The 18388-nt window shown below is 48.8% G+C and carries 14 protein-coding genes; 7 read left to right on the top strand and 7 right to left on the bottom strand.

Annotated features, from left to right (window positions below; translation table 11 throughout):
• Positions 1 to 190: 190 nt before the first annotated feature.
• Both QUB68_RS14850 and QUB68_RS14845 read right to left on the bottom strand, forming a co-directional pair.
• The gene (locus QUB68_RS14850) at positions 191 to 3514 is read right to left on the bottom strand and encodes an Ig-like domain-containing protein (protein ID WP_332993657.1); all 3324 of its coding nucleotides are present in this window, start codon (positions 3512 to 3514) and stop codon (positions 191 to 193) included.
• A 339-nt stretch (positions 3515 to 3853) separates the two neighbouring features.
• Positions 3854 to 6073: a recombinase family protein gene (locus QUB68_RS14845; protein WP_332993654.1), complete on the bottom strand. Its 2220-nt coding sequence runs from the start codon at positions 6071 to 6073 to the stop codon at positions 3854 to 3856.
• A 52-nt stretch (positions 6074 to 6125) separates the two neighbouring features.
• Here QUB68_RS14845 and QUB68_RS14840 point away from each other — a divergent pair, with 52 nt between their 5' ends.
• Entirely contained in the window at positions 6126 to 7487 is a 1362-nt protein-coding gene (locus QUB68_RS14840; RefSeq protein WP_332993652.1) for a proton extrusion protein PcxA, read from the top strand.
• Between the two features lie 147 nt (positions 7488 to 7634).
• Here QUB68_RS14840 and rodA read toward each other — a convergent pair whose 3' ends face one another.
• The 3 genes from rodA to QUB68_RS14825 all read right to left on the bottom strand — a co-directional run bounded on the left by rodA (position 7635) and on the right by QUB68_RS14825 (position 10221).
• A complete protein-coding gene (gene rodA / locus QUB68_RS14835) occupies positions 7635 to 8894 on the bottom strand; it encodes a rod shape-determining protein RodA (RefSeq protein WP_332993650.1) in 1260 nt (419 codons plus the stop codon).
• Between the two features lie 300 nt (positions 8895 to 9194).
• The gene (locus QUB68_RS14830; RefSeq protein ID WP_332993648.1) at positions 9195 to 9542 is read right to left on the bottom strand and encodes a VOC family protein; all 348 of its coding nucleotides are present in this window, start codon (positions 9540 to 9542) and stop codon (positions 9195 to 9197) included.
• 352 nt (positions 9543 to 9894) lie between these two features.
• On the bottom strand, positions 9895 to 10221 hold the full coding sequence (locus tag QUB68_RS14825) for a hypothetical protein (RefSeq protein ID WP_332993647.1): 327 nt from the start codon (positions 10219 to 10221) through the stop codon (positions 9895 to 9897).
• A 118-nt stretch (positions 10222 to 10339) separates the two neighbouring features.
• Here QUB68_RS14825 and QUB68_RS14820 point away from each other — a divergent pair, with 118 nt between their 5' ends.
• A complete protein-coding gene (locus QUB68_RS14820; protein WP_332993645.1) occupies positions 10340 to 11047 on the top strand; it encodes a polysaccharide deacetylase family protein in 708 nt (235 codons plus the stop codon).
• A gap of 230 nt (positions 11048 to 11277) precedes the next feature.
• Here the strand turns inward: QUB68_RS14820 and QUB68_RS14815 are convergent, their stop codons facing one another.
• The gene (locus QUB68_RS14815) at positions 11278 to 12483 is read right to left on the bottom strand and encodes a lipid-A-disaccharide synthase-related protein (RefSeq protein ID WP_332993642.1); all 1206 of its coding nucleotides are present in this window, start codon (positions 12481 to 12483) and stop codon (positions 11278 to 11280) included.
• A gap of 110 nt (positions 12484 to 12593) precedes the next feature.
• Here QUB68_RS14815 and QUB68_RS14810 point away from each other — a divergent pair, with 110 nt between their 5' ends.
• Together QUB68_RS14810 and trxA are read left to right on the top strand one after the other, a co-directional pair.
• Positions 12594 to 13757 (top strand): GuaB3 family IMP dehydrogenase-related protein, encoded by a 1164-nt coding sequence (locus QUB68_RS14810; protein WP_332993639.1) that lies wholly within the window; start codon positions 12594 to 12596, stop codon positions 13755 to 13757.
• Between the two features lie 471 nt (positions 13758 to 14228).
• Positions 14229 to 14552, top strand: a complete 324-nt coding sequence (trxA, locus tag QUB68_RS14805; RefSeq protein WP_006631199.1) for a thioredoxin — start codon at positions 14229 to 14231, stop codon at positions 14550 to 14552.
• On the opposite strand, the gene QUB68_RS14800 is transcribed toward trxA, so the two are convergent.
• Positions 14549 to 14746, bottom strand: coding sequence for a hypothetical protein (locus QUB68_RS14800; RefSeq protein WP_332993637.1), 198 nt, complete (start codon positions 14744 to 14746; stop codon positions 14549 to 14551). The genes trxA and QUB68_RS14800 overlap by 4 nt on opposite strands.
• Between QUB68_RS14800 and QUB68_RS14795 the strand changes: the two genes are divergently transcribed.
• The 3 genes from QUB68_RS14795 to QUB68_RS14785 all read left to right on the top strand — a co-directional run bounded on the left by QUB68_RS14795 (position 14745) and on the right by QUB68_RS14785 (position 18383).
• Positions 14745 to 15812: an LOG family protein gene (locus QUB68_RS14795; RefSeq protein ID WP_332993633.1), complete on the top strand. Its 1068-nt coding sequence runs from the start codon at positions 14745 to 14747 to the stop codon at positions 15810 to 15812. The genes QUB68_RS14800 and QUB68_RS14795 overlap by 2 nt on opposite strands.
• A 152-nt stretch (positions 15813 to 15964) precedes the next feature.
• The gene (locus QUB68_RS14790) at positions 15965 to 16609 is read left to right on the top strand and encodes a hypothetical protein (RefSeq protein WP_332993631.1); all 645 of its coding nucleotides are present in this window, start codon (positions 15965 to 15967) and stop codon (positions 16607 to 16609) included.
• A gap of 331 nt (positions 16610 to 16940) precedes the next feature.
• Positions 16941 to 18383 (top strand): cytochrome ubiquinol oxidase subunit I, encoded by a 1443-nt coding sequence (locus QUB68_RS14785; RefSeq protein WP_332993629.1) that lies wholly within the window; start codon positions 16941 to 16943, stop codon positions 18381 to 18383.
• Positions 18384 to 18388 lie beyond the last annotated feature (5 nt).

Raw genomic sequence — 18388 nt, 5'->3', positions numbered from 1 at the left:
CGGAGAAGTCCCCGTCATTGTCGGAGAAGTCCCCGTCATTGTCGGAGAAGTCCCCGTCATTGTCGGAGAAGTCCCCGTCATTGTCGGAGAAGTCCCCGGCGACGGCGTAGGCGAGGTGATCGTTTCGACAATAATTGCTGGTACTGCTGGTGGCATTGTTTCGGTTCCTTGCGACGCTACTCAAAAACTACTAAATAAACTTAAAGTCAGAAGCAGTAATCACGGTGCTCAGAGCGCCCGGTACTGTAGGAATAGTATTCAACACTGCCAAGTCGAACGCTGGGAGACTGTCATCTGACACATTTGGGTCAAACCCGAGAACGTACTTATTAAAAGTATTGTTCAGGTACACGAAGAAAGCTCCTGTTTTGCTCGAACCGTTTTGATTCTTCAACACTGCGTTGACTGCTTGAGCGTTGTCAAATTTAGATTCAAACAAAATGACTTCTTGCTTGCTGATGTTGTCGCCGCCGCTGCCGATATTCCTGACGATAAAACTGGTGAAATCGTTAGTAGTTCCCGAGTTGGTTAAACCGCCGAAATTGGCAGACCTGAACAAGAACCTGTCGGTGCCGCTGCCGTTGGAGTTAAAGTCAGCAATCACGTCCACGCCTTCGCTGGGAGTTTCGTAGTAGAAGAAATCATCGCCGGGGCCGCCCGTGAGCAAGTCAGAACCGTTCCCGCCGCCCAAAATGTCATTGCCCGCACCGCCCTCAAGGGTGTCGTTGTCATCGCCGCCCAATACCAAGTCGTTGCCGAAGCCGCCGCTGATCGAGTCGCTGCCAGCACCGCCGTCGAGAGTATCGTCGCCTGCTTCGCCCAACAGGGAGTCGTTGCCGCCCTCGCCCAAAATGTAGTCGTTGCCGGCACCTCCGAGTGCCGTGTCGGCACCGTCTCCACCCAAAATTGTGTCTTCGCTGTCGCCGCCGGAGATCGAATCGTTATTGATACCGCCGTCGAGCAAGTCTCTGCCCAGTCCGCCGTCTAGGATGTCGTCACCTGCACCGCCGTCGAAGGAGTCGTCACCAATTCCGCCCAATAAGGTGTCGTTGCCAATACCTCCAAGTATCGAGTCGTCGCCGGCTTCTCCCAAGATCGAGTCATTGCCTGCACCGCCGTCAATGGTGTCGTTGTTGTCACCGCCCAAGATGATGTCATTGTCATTGCCGCCGAACATCAGGTCGTTGCCCAGTCCGCCGATTAGGGAGTCTATCCCGTCTCCGCCGTCGATGGTGTCGTTGCCAATTCCGCCGTCGAGGGTGTCGTTGCCGATCGAACCCAGCACTGAATCGTTGCCTGCTTCACCAAATTCGAGGTCGTCGCCGCCCCTGCCATCGATGATGTCGTTGCCGTCGCCCCCGTACAGGGTATCGTTGCCTGCGCCGCCGATGATGTAGTCGCTGAGGTTGCTGCCTGTAAATGTACTGGCGGGGAGTGCGGTGCGATCGACAATACTATCTACCACCGTGATGCTAAAGGAACTCGGCCCGATCGTGGCAGACCCGTCAGAGGCTGTAAACGTGAAACTGTCGCTGCCGCCACCAGCCAGCAAGTTGTATTTGACAATGTTGTTGTTGATATCGTCTTGGCTGAATTTGCCGCCGACGTTGAGAAAAGTAGTGCCTCTTTGCACAAAACCTCTGGTAGCGTTGGGGGCTTTGGTAATCGTGTAAACGATTTCCAACGGCGGGTTGTCGGGATCTGTGACTAACAAATCCGCAGCCGTGATTGTCTGGGTAGGAGCACTTTTGGCAACCACCACACCACCGTTAATTGCTAGCTTCGGCGGGTTGCTGACGTTGATAGTTGCTACCGCCTGACTTGTGCCACCGTTGCCGTCTGAGATCGAGTAGCTGAAGCTGTCAGTGCCCGAGAAACCGGGATTCGGGGTGTATTTGAACACGCCGCCGCCCAAGGGAGTCACGATTCCCTTGGCTGTTGGGGTAAAAGTCGTAACCGTCAGAGGGTTCTTTTCCGGATCAGTGTCGTTGAACAGAACGTTGAAGGTGGTATCTTGACCCGCAACCGTGGTGAAGTTGTCGTTAACCGCTCTAGGAGCCTGGTTGGGGAAGGCTATCGGAGTCGGACTCGGCGCTGGGCCTGCTGTCGGCGTCGGCGTCGGCGTTGGATTTACTGTCGGACTCGGCGTCGGGCCTGCTGTCGGCGTCGGGAAACTCAGTGGCGGCGGCGTCGGTGTCGGACTTGTTGTCGGCGTCGGTGTCGGACTTGCTGTCGGAGTCGGTGTCGGACTGTCTGTCGGCGTCGGTGTCGGACTTGCTGTCGGTGTCGGCGTCGGACTCGGACTCGGTGTCGGCAGCGGCAGTGGGGTAGCGCTGCCTGGTACTGTGGGCGCAATTACAAATGAGGTTCGCCCTAGGGTTCTGCTGTCTACTCCGGGCAATACTGCTAAAAAGTCGCCGCTGACTCCGTTGCGAATAATTGTGCTGCCTGCTTTGCTGTCGGTGCTTTGGAAGATTACCAAATCTTCAAACTTGAGGTCGCCGCTCAGCCCGATCGCATCTTCACCTTGGCGAAAGTCTGTAAAAATGTCAGCATCGGCGATATCCGGGCCGCCTGTGGTGAGAAATGCTGGGTTAGTGCCGTTGCTGCTGCTGCCGCTGGGGGAACTGAAGGCACCGATGACAAAGACATCTCTGCCTTCGCCTCCTGCCGCGATGTCTTTGCCTGCACCGCCCGAAAGCACGTCGTTGCCAGCACCGCCGTCGATGATGTCGTCCCCGGCACCGCCGAACACGATGTCATCGCCGTCGCCTGCAAAAATTGTGTCCGCCCCGGCATCGCCGTAGAGCCAGTCGCCTCCTTCGTTACCAAATAGCAAGTCTTCGCCGTCACCGCCCAACAGCGTGTCGTTACCTTGGTCGCCCCACAGGATGTCGTCACCTCGATCGCCCAACAAGCTGTCGTCTGCCGAGCCGCCGCGCATACTGTCGCTGCCTTTGCCCCCGAAACCCGTGTCTTTGCCTTCGCCTCCAACTACCGTATCGTTGCCGTCATTGCCGTACAGCAAATCCGGGTTATTTCCCCCATCTAGGGAGTCGTTGCCTTTGCCTCCGTACAGGGTATCGAGTCCCGAACCGCCGTCGAGAACGTCGTTGCCCTCGTTGCCAAATAACACGTCGTCATCTTCGTTGCCAAATAGTAAATCGTCACCGTTGCCTCCTCGCAGGTTGTCGTTGCCTTGCAGCCCGGAAATCACATCGGGCCCGGGACTGCCAACTAAGGAGTCGTTGGTTTCTGTGCCGCGGACGATGCCGCCGATGATTGCGGGCGAGGTGCCTTTGCCTCCACCCAATGTGTCGTCTATGCCGCCAAATGTGTCGTCGCCCGGAGTTGGCGTCCGCGTCCGCGTCGGAGTTGGTGTTGTCGCTGGAGTTGGCGTTGTCGCTGGAGTTGGCGTTGTCGCTGGAGTTGGTGTTGTCGCTGGAGTTGGTGTTGTCGCTGGCGCTGGCGTTGGTGTGGTGTCAACGATAATAACTGGTACAGAAGGGGGCATTATTTTGGCTCCTTTAAACGACGTTCCTGATTAACTTTAAGAACTGATTAGTATCAGTTTGCCGCCACAAATATGGCTTAAAATTGATTAATATTCCCGCTCATTTCTAGCATACTCAATCAAGATTGCCACAACCATATATATTTTTTACCTCTGGCATCTTTCGAGCTAAAATTATTAATGGTTGCAGGTTTTGATGCTGATTTTGGGTATACTTAAATGTCACTGCATTTTGATCTCAGATCGAAGTCTGCTTCGAGTCAGCCAGGGTTATTTATCCACAGGTGTAAAAATAAAAATCTGGGATTGATATTTTTCGATCTCCTACTGCCCAATGCCTTAGACTGACTGCTGACAAGAAACAGAGCTGTTAATTAGGGGCAGAAGCGGCCCGGTTTGCTCTTGTCCGTTGACGGCTAGTTCGCTGTGACAAAGGTAAAGCAGGGAACAACGACTTAACAAATCTACCAGAATTCGCCGCAGCCGCTGTTGGTCGGCAGTCTCTTCGTCTTCGGTTTGCCAGGGATGCCCCAGTTGCGATCGCACAAATAAGGGTGCGCCAAACAATGTCGCCGCACCGCCGCTCAGCCACAGGGGCGAGCCGGCATCCAGCCAAAAGTGCCATTTGTGCGCGCGACGGCTGCTGCGGTACTGAAAAATGTTGGCGAGGGTGACGGCTCGGGCTGCGGGGCCTTGTGGACGGACTGGAAAAGGGTTGGCGGTGACGGTTCCTTGGCGCAACAACTGGATGAACCGGGCGATGGTTTCTGACTCGCCGCCGTTTGTGGGTTCTACTCGCTGCATTCGCCCGTGTATTTCCCAGTAGTGGGCGGCCGTTTCCATTAACTCGCGCAGGGCTGCTAGCCGATCGTACGCAAGGTATCTGTCGTTCATCAGAAATTTCTGGATCGCTCGATCGAGCAGGGCAATTGGACTCGGCAACAGCCGCTCTTGCTGTTGCGACCGCTGTAGTTCGATCCACTCCACAATTTGCTCGTAGGCCTCGGAGGCTCGGTGTCCCACTCTGTCCCACCGGGGAAAGGCTGTAATTGCCAGCAGTTGAGGTCGATCGAGATCTGGACAAAAACAGTGATCGGCGATTAAACCAGCTCTCACCGGGTCGATCGATTGCGGATTGGGGATTTGAGATTTTAGATGGAAATTCTGCGGGTGAGAATCTTCTGTTTCCACCACTTCCCGCTGTTTCTGGCTACCTAAAATTACCAGCATTTCGGCTACTGCGTCTCGATCGACTAAACGGCCGAGTCCCGGATAAACTAACGCCAGCAGAGTCAGCAAAGCTCGAATCTCTGGCGCCGTCGATAGGGGACGCTGATCGTTGAGGGATACGGCGGCAATACCATCTCGCGCCAGAATTTCCGTTAAACTGTAACGGGCGATCGCATCCATCCCGGGGGCAATTACGGCTATTTCCTGCGGCTCCACGGCTTTTGACTTCACCGCATCCACAATAATTTCGGCGGTTTCTCGTAGTAATTGCGCCCGGGAAGTTGTTTCGAGCGATCGAACTGATCCGGGCAAACTCAAGCCTAAAGGATAAAAACCCTCAGAATTAACTGCTAAACTTAGCGCCAACTCCCCAATCTCTGGTGCTAAACCCGATCGCGCCTCCAAAATTTCCACCCGAGTACAGCGGCTTGCGAGTCCGGCGAGGTATTCCGTGTCAGCCCCCAAACCCAAACGCACTCCTCCATCTTGATTGTAGGAAAACGCCCCGGCTGCACCATACGCCAGCATTCGATCGAACAAATGGCGGCTGATGGCCGGATAATCGTCCACATCATCCGCAATCACAGCTTGGTATCGAGAAGCCAAATGCTGCTGGTAAGTGGGATTTGGCAACAAATCCCGCCAGTAGAGTTCGCAAACAATGCCGTAAGTCAGGAAACCCCGCTTCAAGCACCATTCCCGCCACCTGTCGAGCAACTCTCCCGTGCTAGCCCACAGGTTGTTCGAGCTCCCAGAGACAGCAAATCCCTGTTCCAGAATGCTCTTAATTTCTTCTCTGGGCGTACCGCTGACAGCAGCAAGTTGTAATAAGTCTAGAGTTCGACGCACCATTCGGTTTGGACTTACCCCTGTTTGTTGCAAAATCCCTTCGTCTAGTTCGCGACGCCAGAGTCTGGTGGCAAGTTCCAATTCTGTTTCAGGTTGCAGCCTCCGGGGAAATTGCGCCCTCAAATCCAGCGACTCAACTAGCAGCGGCCAAAATAGCAATACTTCCTGCTCAAAAAAACCGAAGGGTGTTGTCGAGTGAAAGGCATATTTTCCTTGGGTAGCGACGGCGATGCGATCGGCCAATTCCAGCCGATTGTCCCCGTTAGCTGCTAAGACTAAAATTGCTGGGGCGGTTTGTCCCGCCCGCCATCGCCCAGAATGCCCGCGGGCTGAAACTCTTGCTGCTGGTTCCGTCTTGACGGTTCTGCTCCAAATGCAGAACTGCTCGACTAAACGAGCGGTTTTCCCACTGCGGGCGGCTCCGACAATCCAAATAGAATCCTCGGCGACGGTTCCCAATTTATCTAAATTTGTTACCATACCATGAATACTTTAATCACTAATGTATACAGCCAACTAATCAGCTTTAGCTATGAATACTTCTCCGTGGAACAGGTTTGTAAAATATCTTTACAGCGCTAACCAATGGTATCGAGAAACGCCATCTAGGGCCCTAGAGCAGGCTTATGATGCTGCGTTAGCAATTAAGGCGATCGAAGATGAGCATTTTGGCGGCCAAGGAATCTCCGAGCGATCGGGAGATTACGGACACAGCACCCTGTCTTACTTTAAATCCGAACTTCAAAAATACCTCAAGGTCATCCAAACCCGAATGGTTGAGTTTAATGCTAGCCGTTCTTTTTTGGAATTGCCCGATCGCGTGGGGGCAAAACCCAAGGCTGGGTACAACGCGCCGCCTCACCGCCACCCATTAGATCTCAACAGCAAAGATCGAGCCTCTCTAGTATTTGAGAAGCTAGAGTTTATTGATGGAGTCATCGACAAGTATATCAATAATAGTAAATCAACTGCGATTGTTCCGGTTGTCACTTCGGTAAACCTGCCCGTAAAATCTCCAAATATTAGCTCTCAACCTTACGGAAAGAACGGCGCATCCAATGTTCATCAAACTCAGGCTGGCGAGGTTGACACTAATTCTGAAGAGGTGAATTTATTACCCAGATCGCTTTTGGGAACTTTGAATCGAATTACTAAAGAGTTAGACCCTGAAGCAGAAAAAGAAGTAGTTAAAAATTTCCGAAATTCCAAAGTAAAAACCGTTATTTCTCTCAGATTTATTTTGCTTTTGATTTTAGTTCCGCTGTTGACGAATCAAATTTCCAAAAACTTTATCGTCGGGCCAGTAGTTGACCATTTTCGAGTCAAGCAAAATGCTCCCGTATTCATCAATGTTGACCTAGCAGAAGAAGCATTCAAAGAACTGGAGAGATTTGAGCAGCAACTCAAATTTGAAACGTTAATTGGCAGGGCTCCGTCGCTTTCTTCAGAGCAAACGGAAAAGAAGATTGCCGAGAAAGCAGTTGAGATTGCCGAGGAATACCGGACTGAAAGTGGCGGAGCAATTAAAAATATTTTTGCCGATTTGATTTCCTGCATGGCTTTTGCCGCGATTATCATCACTAACAAGAAAGAGATTGAGATTTTAAAGTCTTTTATGGACGACGTAGTTTACGGACTTAGCGACAGTGCTAAGGCTTTCGTAATTATTTTGTTTACTGATGTGTTTGTCGGATTCCACTCGCCTCACGGTTGGGAAATAATTCTCGAAGGTGTATCGAGGCATTTGGGACTGCCAGAAAATAGGCAGTTTATATTTCTGTTCATTGCGACGTTTCCAGTGATATTAGATACGGTATTTAAGTATTGGATATTCCGCTATTTAAACCGGAGCTCGCCTTCTGCTGTTGCAACTTACAAGAATATGAACGAGTAATCTGCTCATATGTAATCCTGTAACAAAACCGTTATTAGGTTCGTAGTGAGGACTTCAGTCCTTAAAAAACATTAGGACTAAAGTCCTTACTACAAACCTATTATTCCGTTTGTAGTGGGGACTTTAGTCCTCAAAAAATATCACGCGCTAATTCCAACGCTTCTTGCGCTGTCGCTGGTTGGCCACCGCTTCCACCAGTCCCAGTCCGAGAAAATTACTCAGCAGCGACGCATTCCCGTAACTCAGGAAAGGTAGCGGAATTCCTGTCACTGGAGCCAAGCCGATGTTCATCCCAATATTTACGAACACCTGAAAAATTAACATTGACAGTACGCCGATCGCCAGCAAGGAGCCAAAATTGTCGTTTGCAGTTTGAGCGATCGTCACCAAGCGGAAACAAATGAACCAAAACACCACCAGCACCGAAATGCAGCCAATAAAGCCCAATTCTTCGCCAATAGCTGAAAAGATAAAGTCCGTATGCTGTTCGGGAATAAAGTTAAGCTGAGTTTGCGTTCCCTGATTCAATCCCCTACCGTGGAGTTCTCCGGCCCCGATCGCAATCCGAGATTGAATCAAGTGATATCCGCTGCCTAAAGGGTCTTTCTCGGGGTTTAAAAACCCTGTCAGGCGCATTTTTTGATAATCCTTCAACACGCCCCAAAAAACGTGTCCGACGTGTCCAGAAACCACGTTCACCAGCACAGTGGCGAAAGTCCCAAACCAGGGCCAAGGTAGCGATCGCCAAGCAATAATACCCGCAACAACTACCCAAGCTATCCAAATCGGTGTAGACACGTTGTTTAGGAGAACTGAGAATAGAGGAGAGAACAACAAAATCAGCCAGCCGGGATTGACATTACCCCAGTAAAACATCCCCATCGTGATCGCGCCAAACACCAGGGAAGTACCTAAATTTGGTTCGGCAAAGATCAGTCCCCAAGGTACGGCCATAATCGCCAGCATCCTCAACATATCCCGCACCGTGGGGACAGTCTTGTCATGCAGCAGAGCTGCTAAAGTGACAATCATCCCTACTTTGGCAAATTCTGACGGTTGCAGGTAGAAGCCGCCGATATTGATCCACCGCTGGGCACCGAGCCCTGTAGTACCGATAAACCGCACTGCGATCAGCGACAGATTAATTAATATGTAAATCGGCCATTTCCACTGAATCAGTATTTCGTAGCGACAGCGGGAAATGATGATCGCCAGGAATAAACCGACTCCGCCAGTTACCCAGTGCCGCCACCAGTCGATCAGTCCCTGGTTGATTTCGACGCTGTGGATCATGATTCCACCGAAGATGGTGAGGCCGATGCAGGCGGCAAACAGCCAAGGATCTGCTTCTTCCCAGGGTTTGAAGATCGATGTCCAGCGGTTTCTGACTTGTATTCTTTGGAACATGAGGATTTTAGATTTTAGATTTTAGATTTTAGATTATTGAGTCGATTTTCGGAAGTTGTGGATATATTTCGGATTCTGAGCCTGCACCGTACTGTGGGAGCGTTGGTGTTAGTATGTCACTTTATTCGGCGAGTTGTACGGAGGTTCCGGGCCTTCGGCAACGGGCCTGGAGTAGCCCCGGCCATAATAGACTTGAATTGCATAAATCTTTGATTTATCCGTCAACGGCAGATGCAAGGCAGATGCAAGGCAGATGCAAGGCAGCATTGAGAATGAATGCAATTCAAGTCCTAATCATAGTTATGCCGGTTCGTAAAGGTATTCAAAACCGTTACCATCGGGGTCTCTGCCGTAAAAAGACGCTGTACCGTCGCGGTGTTCGTGAATTTGGGTGACGGAAACACCTTCGGATTTAAGCTGTTGGTAGGCGGATTCCATTTCGGTGCGATCGTCAAATACGAACCCAAAATGCGGCCCTGCTTGGTCGTAAGTCGGACTCAACAGCGCCAATCCGTCCTCTCCTGCTTTCAAATAAGCCCAGTCTGCATCTTTCCAGACTAACTCCATGCCCAAGTTGAGGTAGAACTCAGCAGATTTCTCTATGTCTTGCACGCAGACGGCTACGTGTCCCAATCGTTTGAGTTTCATCTGTACAAAATTTATGGTTGTGCTTTAGTTTATTGTATCTTTTTTCTCATTTATAGCAGAAGGAAGAAGCAAGAAGCAAGAAGGAAGAAGGAAGAAGGAATCGAATCGACCGCATTAGTTTCAGCAATTAAGAACGTCCTAACCATCGGGCGCTGTTGCTACATTTCTAGATTAATTAGGTATTTTTTCGGGATTTTTTGTTGCAGCTAACTGTACTTTTTCTACTTGTTTGCTGGCATCCATTTCGCTGAATAGTTGAATAGCGCGGTGGAAATTTTATGGGGTTTTTTCGATGTTGCCGAGTTTTTGTTCTGTGAGTGCTAGTTGATAGCAAGCTTCGGCTCGGTCTAATTTAGCGCTGGCTCGATCGAGTATTTCGATTGCTTGTGCATGGTGCTGCATGGCTTGGGCAAATTCTCCCTGTTCTCGGTAGAGCGCGGCGATACCGCTGAGTGCTTTGGCTTTGATGGTGCTGTACTGGTTTTGGTCGGCCTGGGCGATCGCGGGAGTGGTACAAGCTCAAAGCTTTTTCGGTGTCTCCCAGGTTTTTATAGGTGGCGGCTAGAAAAACTAACTTGTATCCCGTACCCACCAACTGACTATCTTCGCGATCGGCAGTATTGCCGGCGTTTTTTTTGCAGGCTTGACAAGGGCTACCCGTGCTTAATGCCTGTTTCAAACAATAGCGTAAGGTGCGCTGCCCGGCGCACCCATATAGAAGTTATGCGATCGCGAACTGAAATTGTGGTAATCTGACAGCAATCCACTTTCAGGCTCGATCGAGCTTCCATCCAGCTATGAGAATAGGTAAAAATTTACAGAAGTTTCTGCTGTTCACAATAGCATTGTTTTTTGCAGCATCGCTACTGATTAATGTTACTAAATTTCATAATTATTTCGGGATCAACCGCGCCGATACGGAAGTGAAAGTTATTGCGCTTACCTACGACGACGGCCCCTATCCTCCCTATACAAATCAGCTTTTAGATATCTTAGACCGCTATCAAGTTAAAGCAACTTTTTTTGAAATCGGCCGCAATATTGAGAAACATCCAGAAATTGTGCAAATGATTGTGGCGAGGGGTGATGAGTTAGCAAGCCATTCCTACTCTCACAAAGATATGATGTTTAAGCCCCGGGAATATTTGCTGTCTGAGATTGAAAAAACCGATAAACTTTTGCGGGATTTTGGGGTGAAGCAGGACAGTATCAGTTTTCGGCCGCCTTGGGGGCGGAGATTTGTGGTTTTGTCTTATTTGCTATCCCAAATGCACAAAAAATTGATTATGTGGGATGTGGATTCCCAAGATTATGAGAAAACTCACACGGTAGAGGATATCGCAAGTCAGGTGATTAACAATGTGCGATCGGGTTCGATTGTGGTGATGCACGACGGCGGGGGCGATCGCTCGAAAACCGTTGCAGCAACTGAGATAATTGTCAAGACTTTGCAGTCAAAAGGTTACGAATTTAAAACTGTTTCTGAGTTGTTGAAAAATCAATAAAGTTCTGAGGACTCACATCCTGTTCGGTAAAATACGCTCTATAGGTTTGTAGTGAGGACTTTAGTCCGCTCTTATTTTTGCAAGAAATCTTATATTCCACTAAAAACCGCTAAAAAAGGTTCGTAGTGAGGAATGCGAGTCCGCAGAAAAAGAAGGACTGAAGTCCTCACTACGAACCTTTTTTTAGGACTAAAGTCCTGACTGTGAAGCTTTTTTTGTAAACTGTTTTTTTAGAGATAGTTTGTTATGTAATTAGCAATTGTGATGCTACCACCAGCTTTGCCCATTCTTTCTAAGCCATTTTTGACGCAAGTCTCTAAATAATCTTTGTCTTGCAAAGTGCGATCGACTGCCAAAGCAGCTTGCTGAATAATCTCAGGATTTGCTGATTCTGTGCCGATAACCTGCACGGAATCACCTAACAGCCGATTTTGAGCCTCCGCAAACCGATAGGTAAATGACGGGCCGTTACCGGGGATTGTAATTACGGGTTTTCCCAAGCCGACAGCTTGTTCGATCGCAGTTCCCGTCATCCCAATTACTAAATTAGATTGCTGCAAAATGTCGGCGAAAGCATCAGAATAGCAAATTACCTCAACTGTTGCTGCTGTTGCGCTACCCGGTTGTTTGATTTCTTGATAAATTAACTTGCCTTCTCGGTGCAGCCATCCGGCTTGGGCCGCAATATCATCTAATTGGGGCATCAAACTTGGAACTAAGGCTGCTCGAAATTGCACTGGTAAGGTAGAGTTTGCAGCAATTTCTTTGACTAATTGCAGCAGCAAAACGAGGTTGTCGTTGGCTTCGGGGAGGCGTGAACCGGGCAGAAGGGCGATCGTCCGAACTCCGGGCTTTAACTGTAAATCTTTGGCAGTAGAATTGAGGTAGTCCATAACTGGATTGTTGACAAACTCCGCTTTCTTTAAACCCTGTAGGTTTAAGTCAGCAGCAGTCAAAGCATCTCTAGTAAAAACCGCCAGACATTTCTGTGAGCAAAGCAACTGCCACAAGATTACACCCAAATCGACTCGCCCTTCGTAATAACTAGAATGAGCTGACAGAAAAATTATATAGGGGTGGCCTGTGGCATAAGCGAACCCTGCCGCGACAATATCCCCAGTCGCCACCACTAAATCGCAACTCTGTCCATGCGTCCAAACAGCCCGCAGTTGCTGCCAAGTCAAGGCAATTAGCCCCGCCCCAAGGTCCTTGAGCAAATACAGGGGATTCATGTAAAAAACTCCCCCAGATGGCATTTGACTGGTGGGCGCGATAATTGGTAGGGTCGATCGCCTGTAAGCAGCCCCGTCACCTACAATCGGCATAGCTGAAACATCAACATTTGGCGCCGATGCTCTCAAAGCATGGACAATTTGACAGTTAATCGCGTCTTCCCCGTGGCCGTTGCTGAGGAAAAGTATTCCCTTGGATTTCATAAAATCAGACTCAGTGCTGAATTTTTTTAAACACCGTTGTGCGATCGCTACCCGCAGGTCGGCTAACTTTTTGTTAGTCTAATTTAAATACATTGTGGAAGTGAAACAGCGTGAATATTGAAATTGGGCGGGGCAAAAGCGCCCGCAGAGCTTACGGCATAGATGAAATCGCGCTTGTACCGGGACAGCGTACTCTCGATCCGAGTTTGGCAGATACCAAGTGGCAGATTGGCGGGATTGATCGAGAAATTCCGATTATCGCCAGCGCTATGGACGGAGTAGTCGATGTCCGCATGGCGATTTTGCTATCGGAATTGGGAGCAATGGGCGTGCTCAACCTAGAAGGAATTCAAACCCGCTATGCCGACCCCCAACCCATTTTAGAGCGTATCGCGAATGTCGGGAACCACGAATTTGTTTCCCTGATGCAGCAACTCTATGCCGAACCCATCAAGCCAGAATTAATCGAGCTGAGAATTAAAGAAATTAAAGCCGGAGGAGGGATTGCCGCCGTCAGCGGTACACCGGCCGGTGCGAGCAAATACGGCTTAACAGTTGCCGCAGCAGGAGCCGATATATTTTTTGTGCAAGCAACTGTAGTCTCGACAGCTTTTCTTTCCCCAGAGTCGATCGTATCTTTAGACTTGACCCAATTCTGTCAAGAGATGCCGATACCAGTAATTTTGGGCAACTGCGTGACCTACGAAGTCGCCATGAATTTAATGAAAACTGGCGCCGCAGGCATTCTCGTGGGCATCGGGCCGGGGGCTGCTTGCACATCTAGGGGCGTATTGGGTGTCGGCGTTCCCCAAGCCACAGCGGTAGCAGACTGCGCCGCGGCGCGGGACGACTACTATCGCGAAACAGGCAAATACGTGTCGGTGATTGCTGACGGCGGTTTAATTACCGGCGGCGATATCTGCAAGTGCATTGCCTGCGGCGCCGATGGAGTGATGATTGGTTCGCCCTTTGCTAGGGCTGCCGAAGCTCCAGGCCGCGGCTTTCACTGGGGGATGGCGACTCCCAGCCCGGTTTTGCCGCGCGGCACTCGGATTCGCGTGGGGACTACTGGGACTGTGGAGCAAATTTTGCGGGGGCCGGCTCTCCTAGATGATGGCACGCACAACTTGCTCGGAGCTCTGAAAACGAGCATGGGTACCTTGGGCGCTAAGGATATTAAGGAGATGCAGCAAGTGGAAGTGGTGATTGCTCCTTCTCTGCTGACTGAGGGTAAAGTTTATCAAAAAGCTCAGCAGTTGGGCATGGGTAAGTAGATTTACCGACTAAACACTAGCGTATCTTGACAAAATTTGTTCAAGAGTCTCGAAATTTACAGAATCTTGTGGAATTATCGAGAAGGAGATGTCAGAATATAAGAAGCGGAGACACAAGTTTCCGTTCACTCCTCACACCACACTCCGCCCGGACTACTGTTCGGGCGGTTCCTTTTTTACCGGAAATTTTAGCTCTTGTTTACTAGGTACAGGGCTGAGGCTGTTTGATCCCGAAAGTGGTACAGGGAGAGAATTTTTAGGCTGCCGAATGCCTTCTTCCCTCTTTTTACCCGATCGGCTTCGCCGTTATAGCCCTCTTCCCTCTTCCTTCTTCCTTCTTCCCCCTTCCTTCCCTCGGACTTCTTCCTTCGGAACCCTTCAGCAGCCTGCTATGAAAATCGTTGACGCAAGTGGTTACACTTTTTGCTAGACTTGTTATCCGAGAAATAGTATTTACAAGGATGGCTAGGAATGTCAGCAGCCGCGCAAGTAACCGACTCTACCTTTAAACAGGAAGTGCTCGATAGCGAAGTTCCAGTTCTAGTGGATTTTTGGGCTCCCTGGTGTGGGCCCTGTCGGATGGTGGCACCCGTCGTAGACGAAATTGCCCAGCAATATGAAGGGCAGGTGAAGGTAGTAAAAGTTAATACCGACGAGAATCCTAACGTGGCCAGCCAATACGGTATCCGCAGCATTCCGACGCTGATGATATTTAAGGGCGGTCAGCGGGTGGATATGGTGGTTGGGGCAGTTCCGAAAACTACTCTGGCTAACACTCTGGAAAAGTACATTTAACTCAACTGCGAGCGGTTTCGCGCTGTTTTTTTTGCCCGCGAAAGCCGGGCTCGTTTCAAACTCGGGGCAAAGCTACTAGAAAAGTTATTAGTTGCTAGCAGCGCAATTTGCTGGTAGCTATTAGCTTCTAAATTTGGCTTTTGCCCCTTAATTTTGATGATTTGACAAATTGTTACCGTTGCGGAAAAATTCATGATTCCTTCTGGGCCTGGTCAAGATTTTGAGTCCTTCCAAGCTGAAGCGATCGATTTGATCGATCGCCTGCCAATGTTAAAGCACTCTGAGTGGATCGAACGATCGCTCTCTACTATAGTGCAAATGGCCGGAGAGGAACTTGATCGCCTTGACTGGAAAATTATCTCGTCGTCTCTGCGAGATATGGAAAAGGCTTTTCAGATGTTTTATCCTTACCGCCACGTTCGCAAAATTGTGATTTTTGGTTCGGCGAGGGTGTCGCCGACATCGCCGGAATATTTGATGGCCAGAGATTTTGGGCGGGCGATCGCCCAGCAGGGATTTATGGTGATTACTGGCGGCGGCGGCGGAATCATGCAAGCGGGGAATGAGGGGGCGACTGCGGAACGTTCTTTTGGGCTGAACATTCAGTTACCTTTCGAGCAGGGTTCTAATCCTTTCATTGCTGGCGATCGCAAGGTGATCAATTTTAAATATTTTTTCACTCGCAAGTTATTTTTTCTCCGGGAAAGCGATGCTTTGGCTCTGTTTCCGGGCGGTTTCGGCACTCTGGATGAGGCTTTTGAGTGTCTGACTTTGACTCAAACTGGCAAGTTCGGGCCAGCTCCTCTGGTTTTGCTTGATCGACCCGGAGGCGATTATTGGCTTGATTGGAATACTTTTGTGCAAAAACAATTGCGGGGCAGAGGTCTGATTTCTGCTGACGATCGCAGCCTGTACACGATTACTGACGATATAAATGTGGCTTGCGAGGCGATCGCGAGTTTTTATCTGGTTTATCACTCCTGCCGCTACGTGGATGGAAAACTGGTACTTCGATTGAAGTCTCAACTTTCTGACGAGAATGTCGATCGATTAAATACTGATTTTAGCGATATTGTTGTTACCGGAAAAATTGAAAAAAGTAAAGCTTTCCCCGCCGAAGCCGCAGATGAAACCTTCGATTTGCCGCGCCTAGTTTTGCATTTCAACCAGCGGGATGCGGGGCGGCTTTATCAGCTAATTGGTACTATCAATCAGATGGGTGCAGCTTCGCCAGCGGCGGCGCATCCAGAACAAAAGTAGCCAGTTGTCAGTTGACAGTTGTCAGTTGATAGTTGACAGTTGTCATTTTTGATATGGATGAGTCACATAGAGTAGGGTGCGTCAGAAGCCAAAACCTTAATTTTTGTCCACTCACTCGCTGTATGACGCACAATAGACAAATTGATTGATGTGTGACACTCCGCGTAAGTCCTGATATTCAAGGTGCAAAATGTATGGCTTACAGCGACTTCAGTTTAGCCAGTGTCAAAAAAGCTCTTAATTTAACGATTTCGCCGAGGCAAGATTTGTTCTCTGCTGTACCTGCCTTGGAACCCAGCAATTATTTAACAGAAACTTTACTTTATAATGTTCCTTTTGCGCTGGCGAGCAATACGGAAAAATCTCGATCGGAGATGATTATTGCGCCGATTTTGCTGGAACTCACTCGACATTTTGCCGATCGCATCAGTTTGTTTTCGGGCGTAGATTTTACGGTTGACACCGATCTGGGGTTAAATGGCAGTTGCGATTTTCTGATTAGTCGATCGCCCGAACTGCTGATTATTAGTGCGCCAATAATTTTGATTGTGGAAGCCAAAAAGGAAAATATTAATGCAGGGTTGGGTCAGTGCGTGGCAGAAATGTATGCAGCTCAACTATTTAATGAACGGGAAGGAAATGAGATATTGGGGATTTATGGGGTTGTGACCACCGGAGAAATTTGGAAGTTTTTAAGGCTAGAGGGACAGGCAATTCAAATAGATTTATTGGAGTATTTTTTGAATCAGGTTAATCAAATATTGGGGATTTTGGCGATCGGCATTCAGAATGGGTAATTGTTAATGGTTATTTGTCAATGGTTATTTGCTGCTGATTTATTGACAATTTGGTAATATCACATATTCTAAAAAAACATAAATATTGTAGGGGCGGGTTCCACCAACCATAACTGCCTAAAACCAATAATCTCGTAAACCCGCCCCCACCCAACCGCAAATCCTAATCTACCTCTTTTGAAATACCAGAAAATACAACCCAAATCTGTATAAAACCTTAAAAGTTACTTAACCTACAAATAGTCACTAATTTTTACACTAGATTATAACCAGTGTCAATTCTGGAACTCGTGCAAACTAACCTCTATTGAACTGACCCAAGGAGATAACGATGGATATCTTATCTAACACCGTGGCGCTATCGCGGATGCAATTTGCGCTGACGGCAATATTTCATATGCTGTGGCCAGTTCTGACTACTGGAATGGGAATTTATCTGGTAATTGTCGAAGGAATGTGGCTGAAAACTCGCAATCCCGACTACTACCACCACGCTCGTTTTTGGTCTAAACTCTACGTACTCAATTTTGGGATTGGTGTAGCTTCCGGAATTCCGATGGAATTTCAATTTGGTACAAATTGGGCACCATTTTCTGAAGCTACAGGCGACTTTTTTGGCAGCATTTTAGGATTTGAAGCTTCAATGGCATTTATGCTAGAAGCTGGCTTTTTAGGAATCATGCTGTTTGGTTGGGAGCGCGTTCACCCGCTAGTTCATTTGTTCGCTACAATCATGGTAGCCTTCGGCGCAAACCTATCAACAGTCTGGATTTTAGTCGCCAACTCTTGGCTGCAAACTCCTGCGGGCGGAGAAATGGTTAATGGCAAGTTTATTGTCACCGATTACTTTCAAGCAATTATGAACCCGTTCGCATTAAACAGCATTCTCCATATGTTTTTTGCAACGTTAGAAACTTCGCTGTTTGTGATTGGTGGGATTAGCGCTTGGTACATTCTAAACAAGCGCAATGAAGCCTTTTTTTCCAAATCGTTAAAAATTGCGATCGCAACTGCAATCGCCGTTGCACCTTTGCAGATATACATCGGACACTTGAGCGCCGAACAAGTCTATCACTATCAACCCACTAAATTAGCAGCAATCGAAGCTAAATGGGAAACCTCACCAGCCGGAGAATCTGCTGATTGGACTTTGCTAGCTTTGCCTAATGAAAAAGCCCAAAAAAATGATTGGGAAATTAAGGTTCCCAATGGCTTAGGATACGTTCTAGAATTTAAACAAAAACTCTCAGAACCCGTACTCGGATTAAAGGAATGGAAACCAGAAGATAGACCCCGCATGGTGGGTTTAATCTACTATTGTTTCCGCATCATGTCCGGGATTGGATTCTTTTTTCTAGGATTGATGCTATTCAGTATAATTCAGTGGCTGCGGGGCAAACTTGCTGCTGAAAATATCGGCAGTCAACCTTGGCTGATGCGCGCTTGGGTATTAGCTGCTCCCCTGGGATACATTGCTGTAGAATCGGGTTGGATTGTCCGCTGTGTCGGTAGACAACCGTGGGTTTTATACGGGCAAATTCGTACTGCTGATGCTGTATCAGTAATCCCGGCTAGCAATGTTTTAGTTTCCCTCAGCTTCTTTGCTGTTATCTACAGCTTTTTGTTTGTTTGTGCGATGTATTTCGGCAGCAGAATTATCCGCCAAGGCCCGAATTTAAGTCTGCCGGTGCCGGGTTTAGACAATCAACCTGCCATCGAAACTGAACCCGCAGAACACATTCCCGATCAACGTCCAGTAGAAGCACAACAATAGGAGAT

The organism is Microcoleus sp. A006_D1 (assembly GCF_036702805.1).
In the GTDB taxonomy this organism is placed as follows: Bacteria; Cyanobacteriota; Cyanobacteriia; order Cyanobacteriales; family Microcoleaceae; genus Microcoleus.
The sequence above is the reverse complement of the archived record's forward strand: the minus strand, read 5'-3'. Positions and strand labels throughout refer to the sequence as shown.

What these genes read in the sequence shown, in the direction of transcription:
- QUB68_RS14815 (WP_332993642.1), bottom strand. Translation starts at nt 12,483, where the DNA reads ATGAAATCCAAGGGAATACTTTTCCTCAGCAACGGCCACGGGGAAGAC.
- QUB68_RS14795 (WP_332993633.1), top strand. Translation starts at nt 14,745, where the DNA reads ATGATTCCTTCTGGGCCTGGTCAAGATTTTGAGTCCTTCCAAGCTGAA.
- trxA (WP_006631199.1), top strand. Translation starts at nt 14,229, where the DNA reads ATGTCAGCAGCCGCGCAAGTAACCGACTCTACCTTTAAACAGGAAGTG.
- QUB68_RS14840 (WP_332993652.1), top strand. Translation starts at nt 6,126, where the DNA reads ATGAATACTTCTCCGTGGAACAGGTTTGTAAAATATCTTTACAGCGCT.
- QUB68_RS14845 (WP_332993654.1), bottom strand. Translation starts at nt 6,073, where the DNA reads ATGGTAACAAATTTAGATAAATTGGGAACCGTCGCCGAGGATTCTATT.
- QUB68_RS14785 (WP_332993629.1), top strand. Translation starts at nt 16,941, where the DNA reads ATGGATATCTTATCTAACACCGTGGCGCTATCGCGGATGCAATTTGCG.
- QUB68_RS14800 (WP_332993637.1), bottom strand. Translation starts at nt 14,746, where the DNA reads ATGAATTTTTCCGCAACGGTAACAATTTGTCAAATCATCAAAATTAAG.
- rodA (WP_332993650.1), bottom strand. Translation starts at nt 8,894, where the DNA reads ATGTTCCAAAGAATACAAGTCAGAAACCGCTGGACATCGATCTTCAAA.
- QUB68_RS14820 (WP_332993645.1), top strand. Translation starts at nt 10,340, where the DNA reads ATGAGAATAGGTAAAAATTTACAGAAGTTTCTGCTGTTCACAATAGCA.
- QUB68_RS14850 (WP_332993657.1), bottom strand. Translation starts at nt 3,514, where the DNA reads ATGCCCCCTTCTGTACCAGTTATTATCGTTGACACCACACCAACGCCA.
- QUB68_RS14830 (WP_332993648.1), bottom strand. Translation starts at nt 9,542, where the DNA reads ATGAAACTCAAACGATTGGGACACGTAGCCGTCTGCGTGCAAGACATA.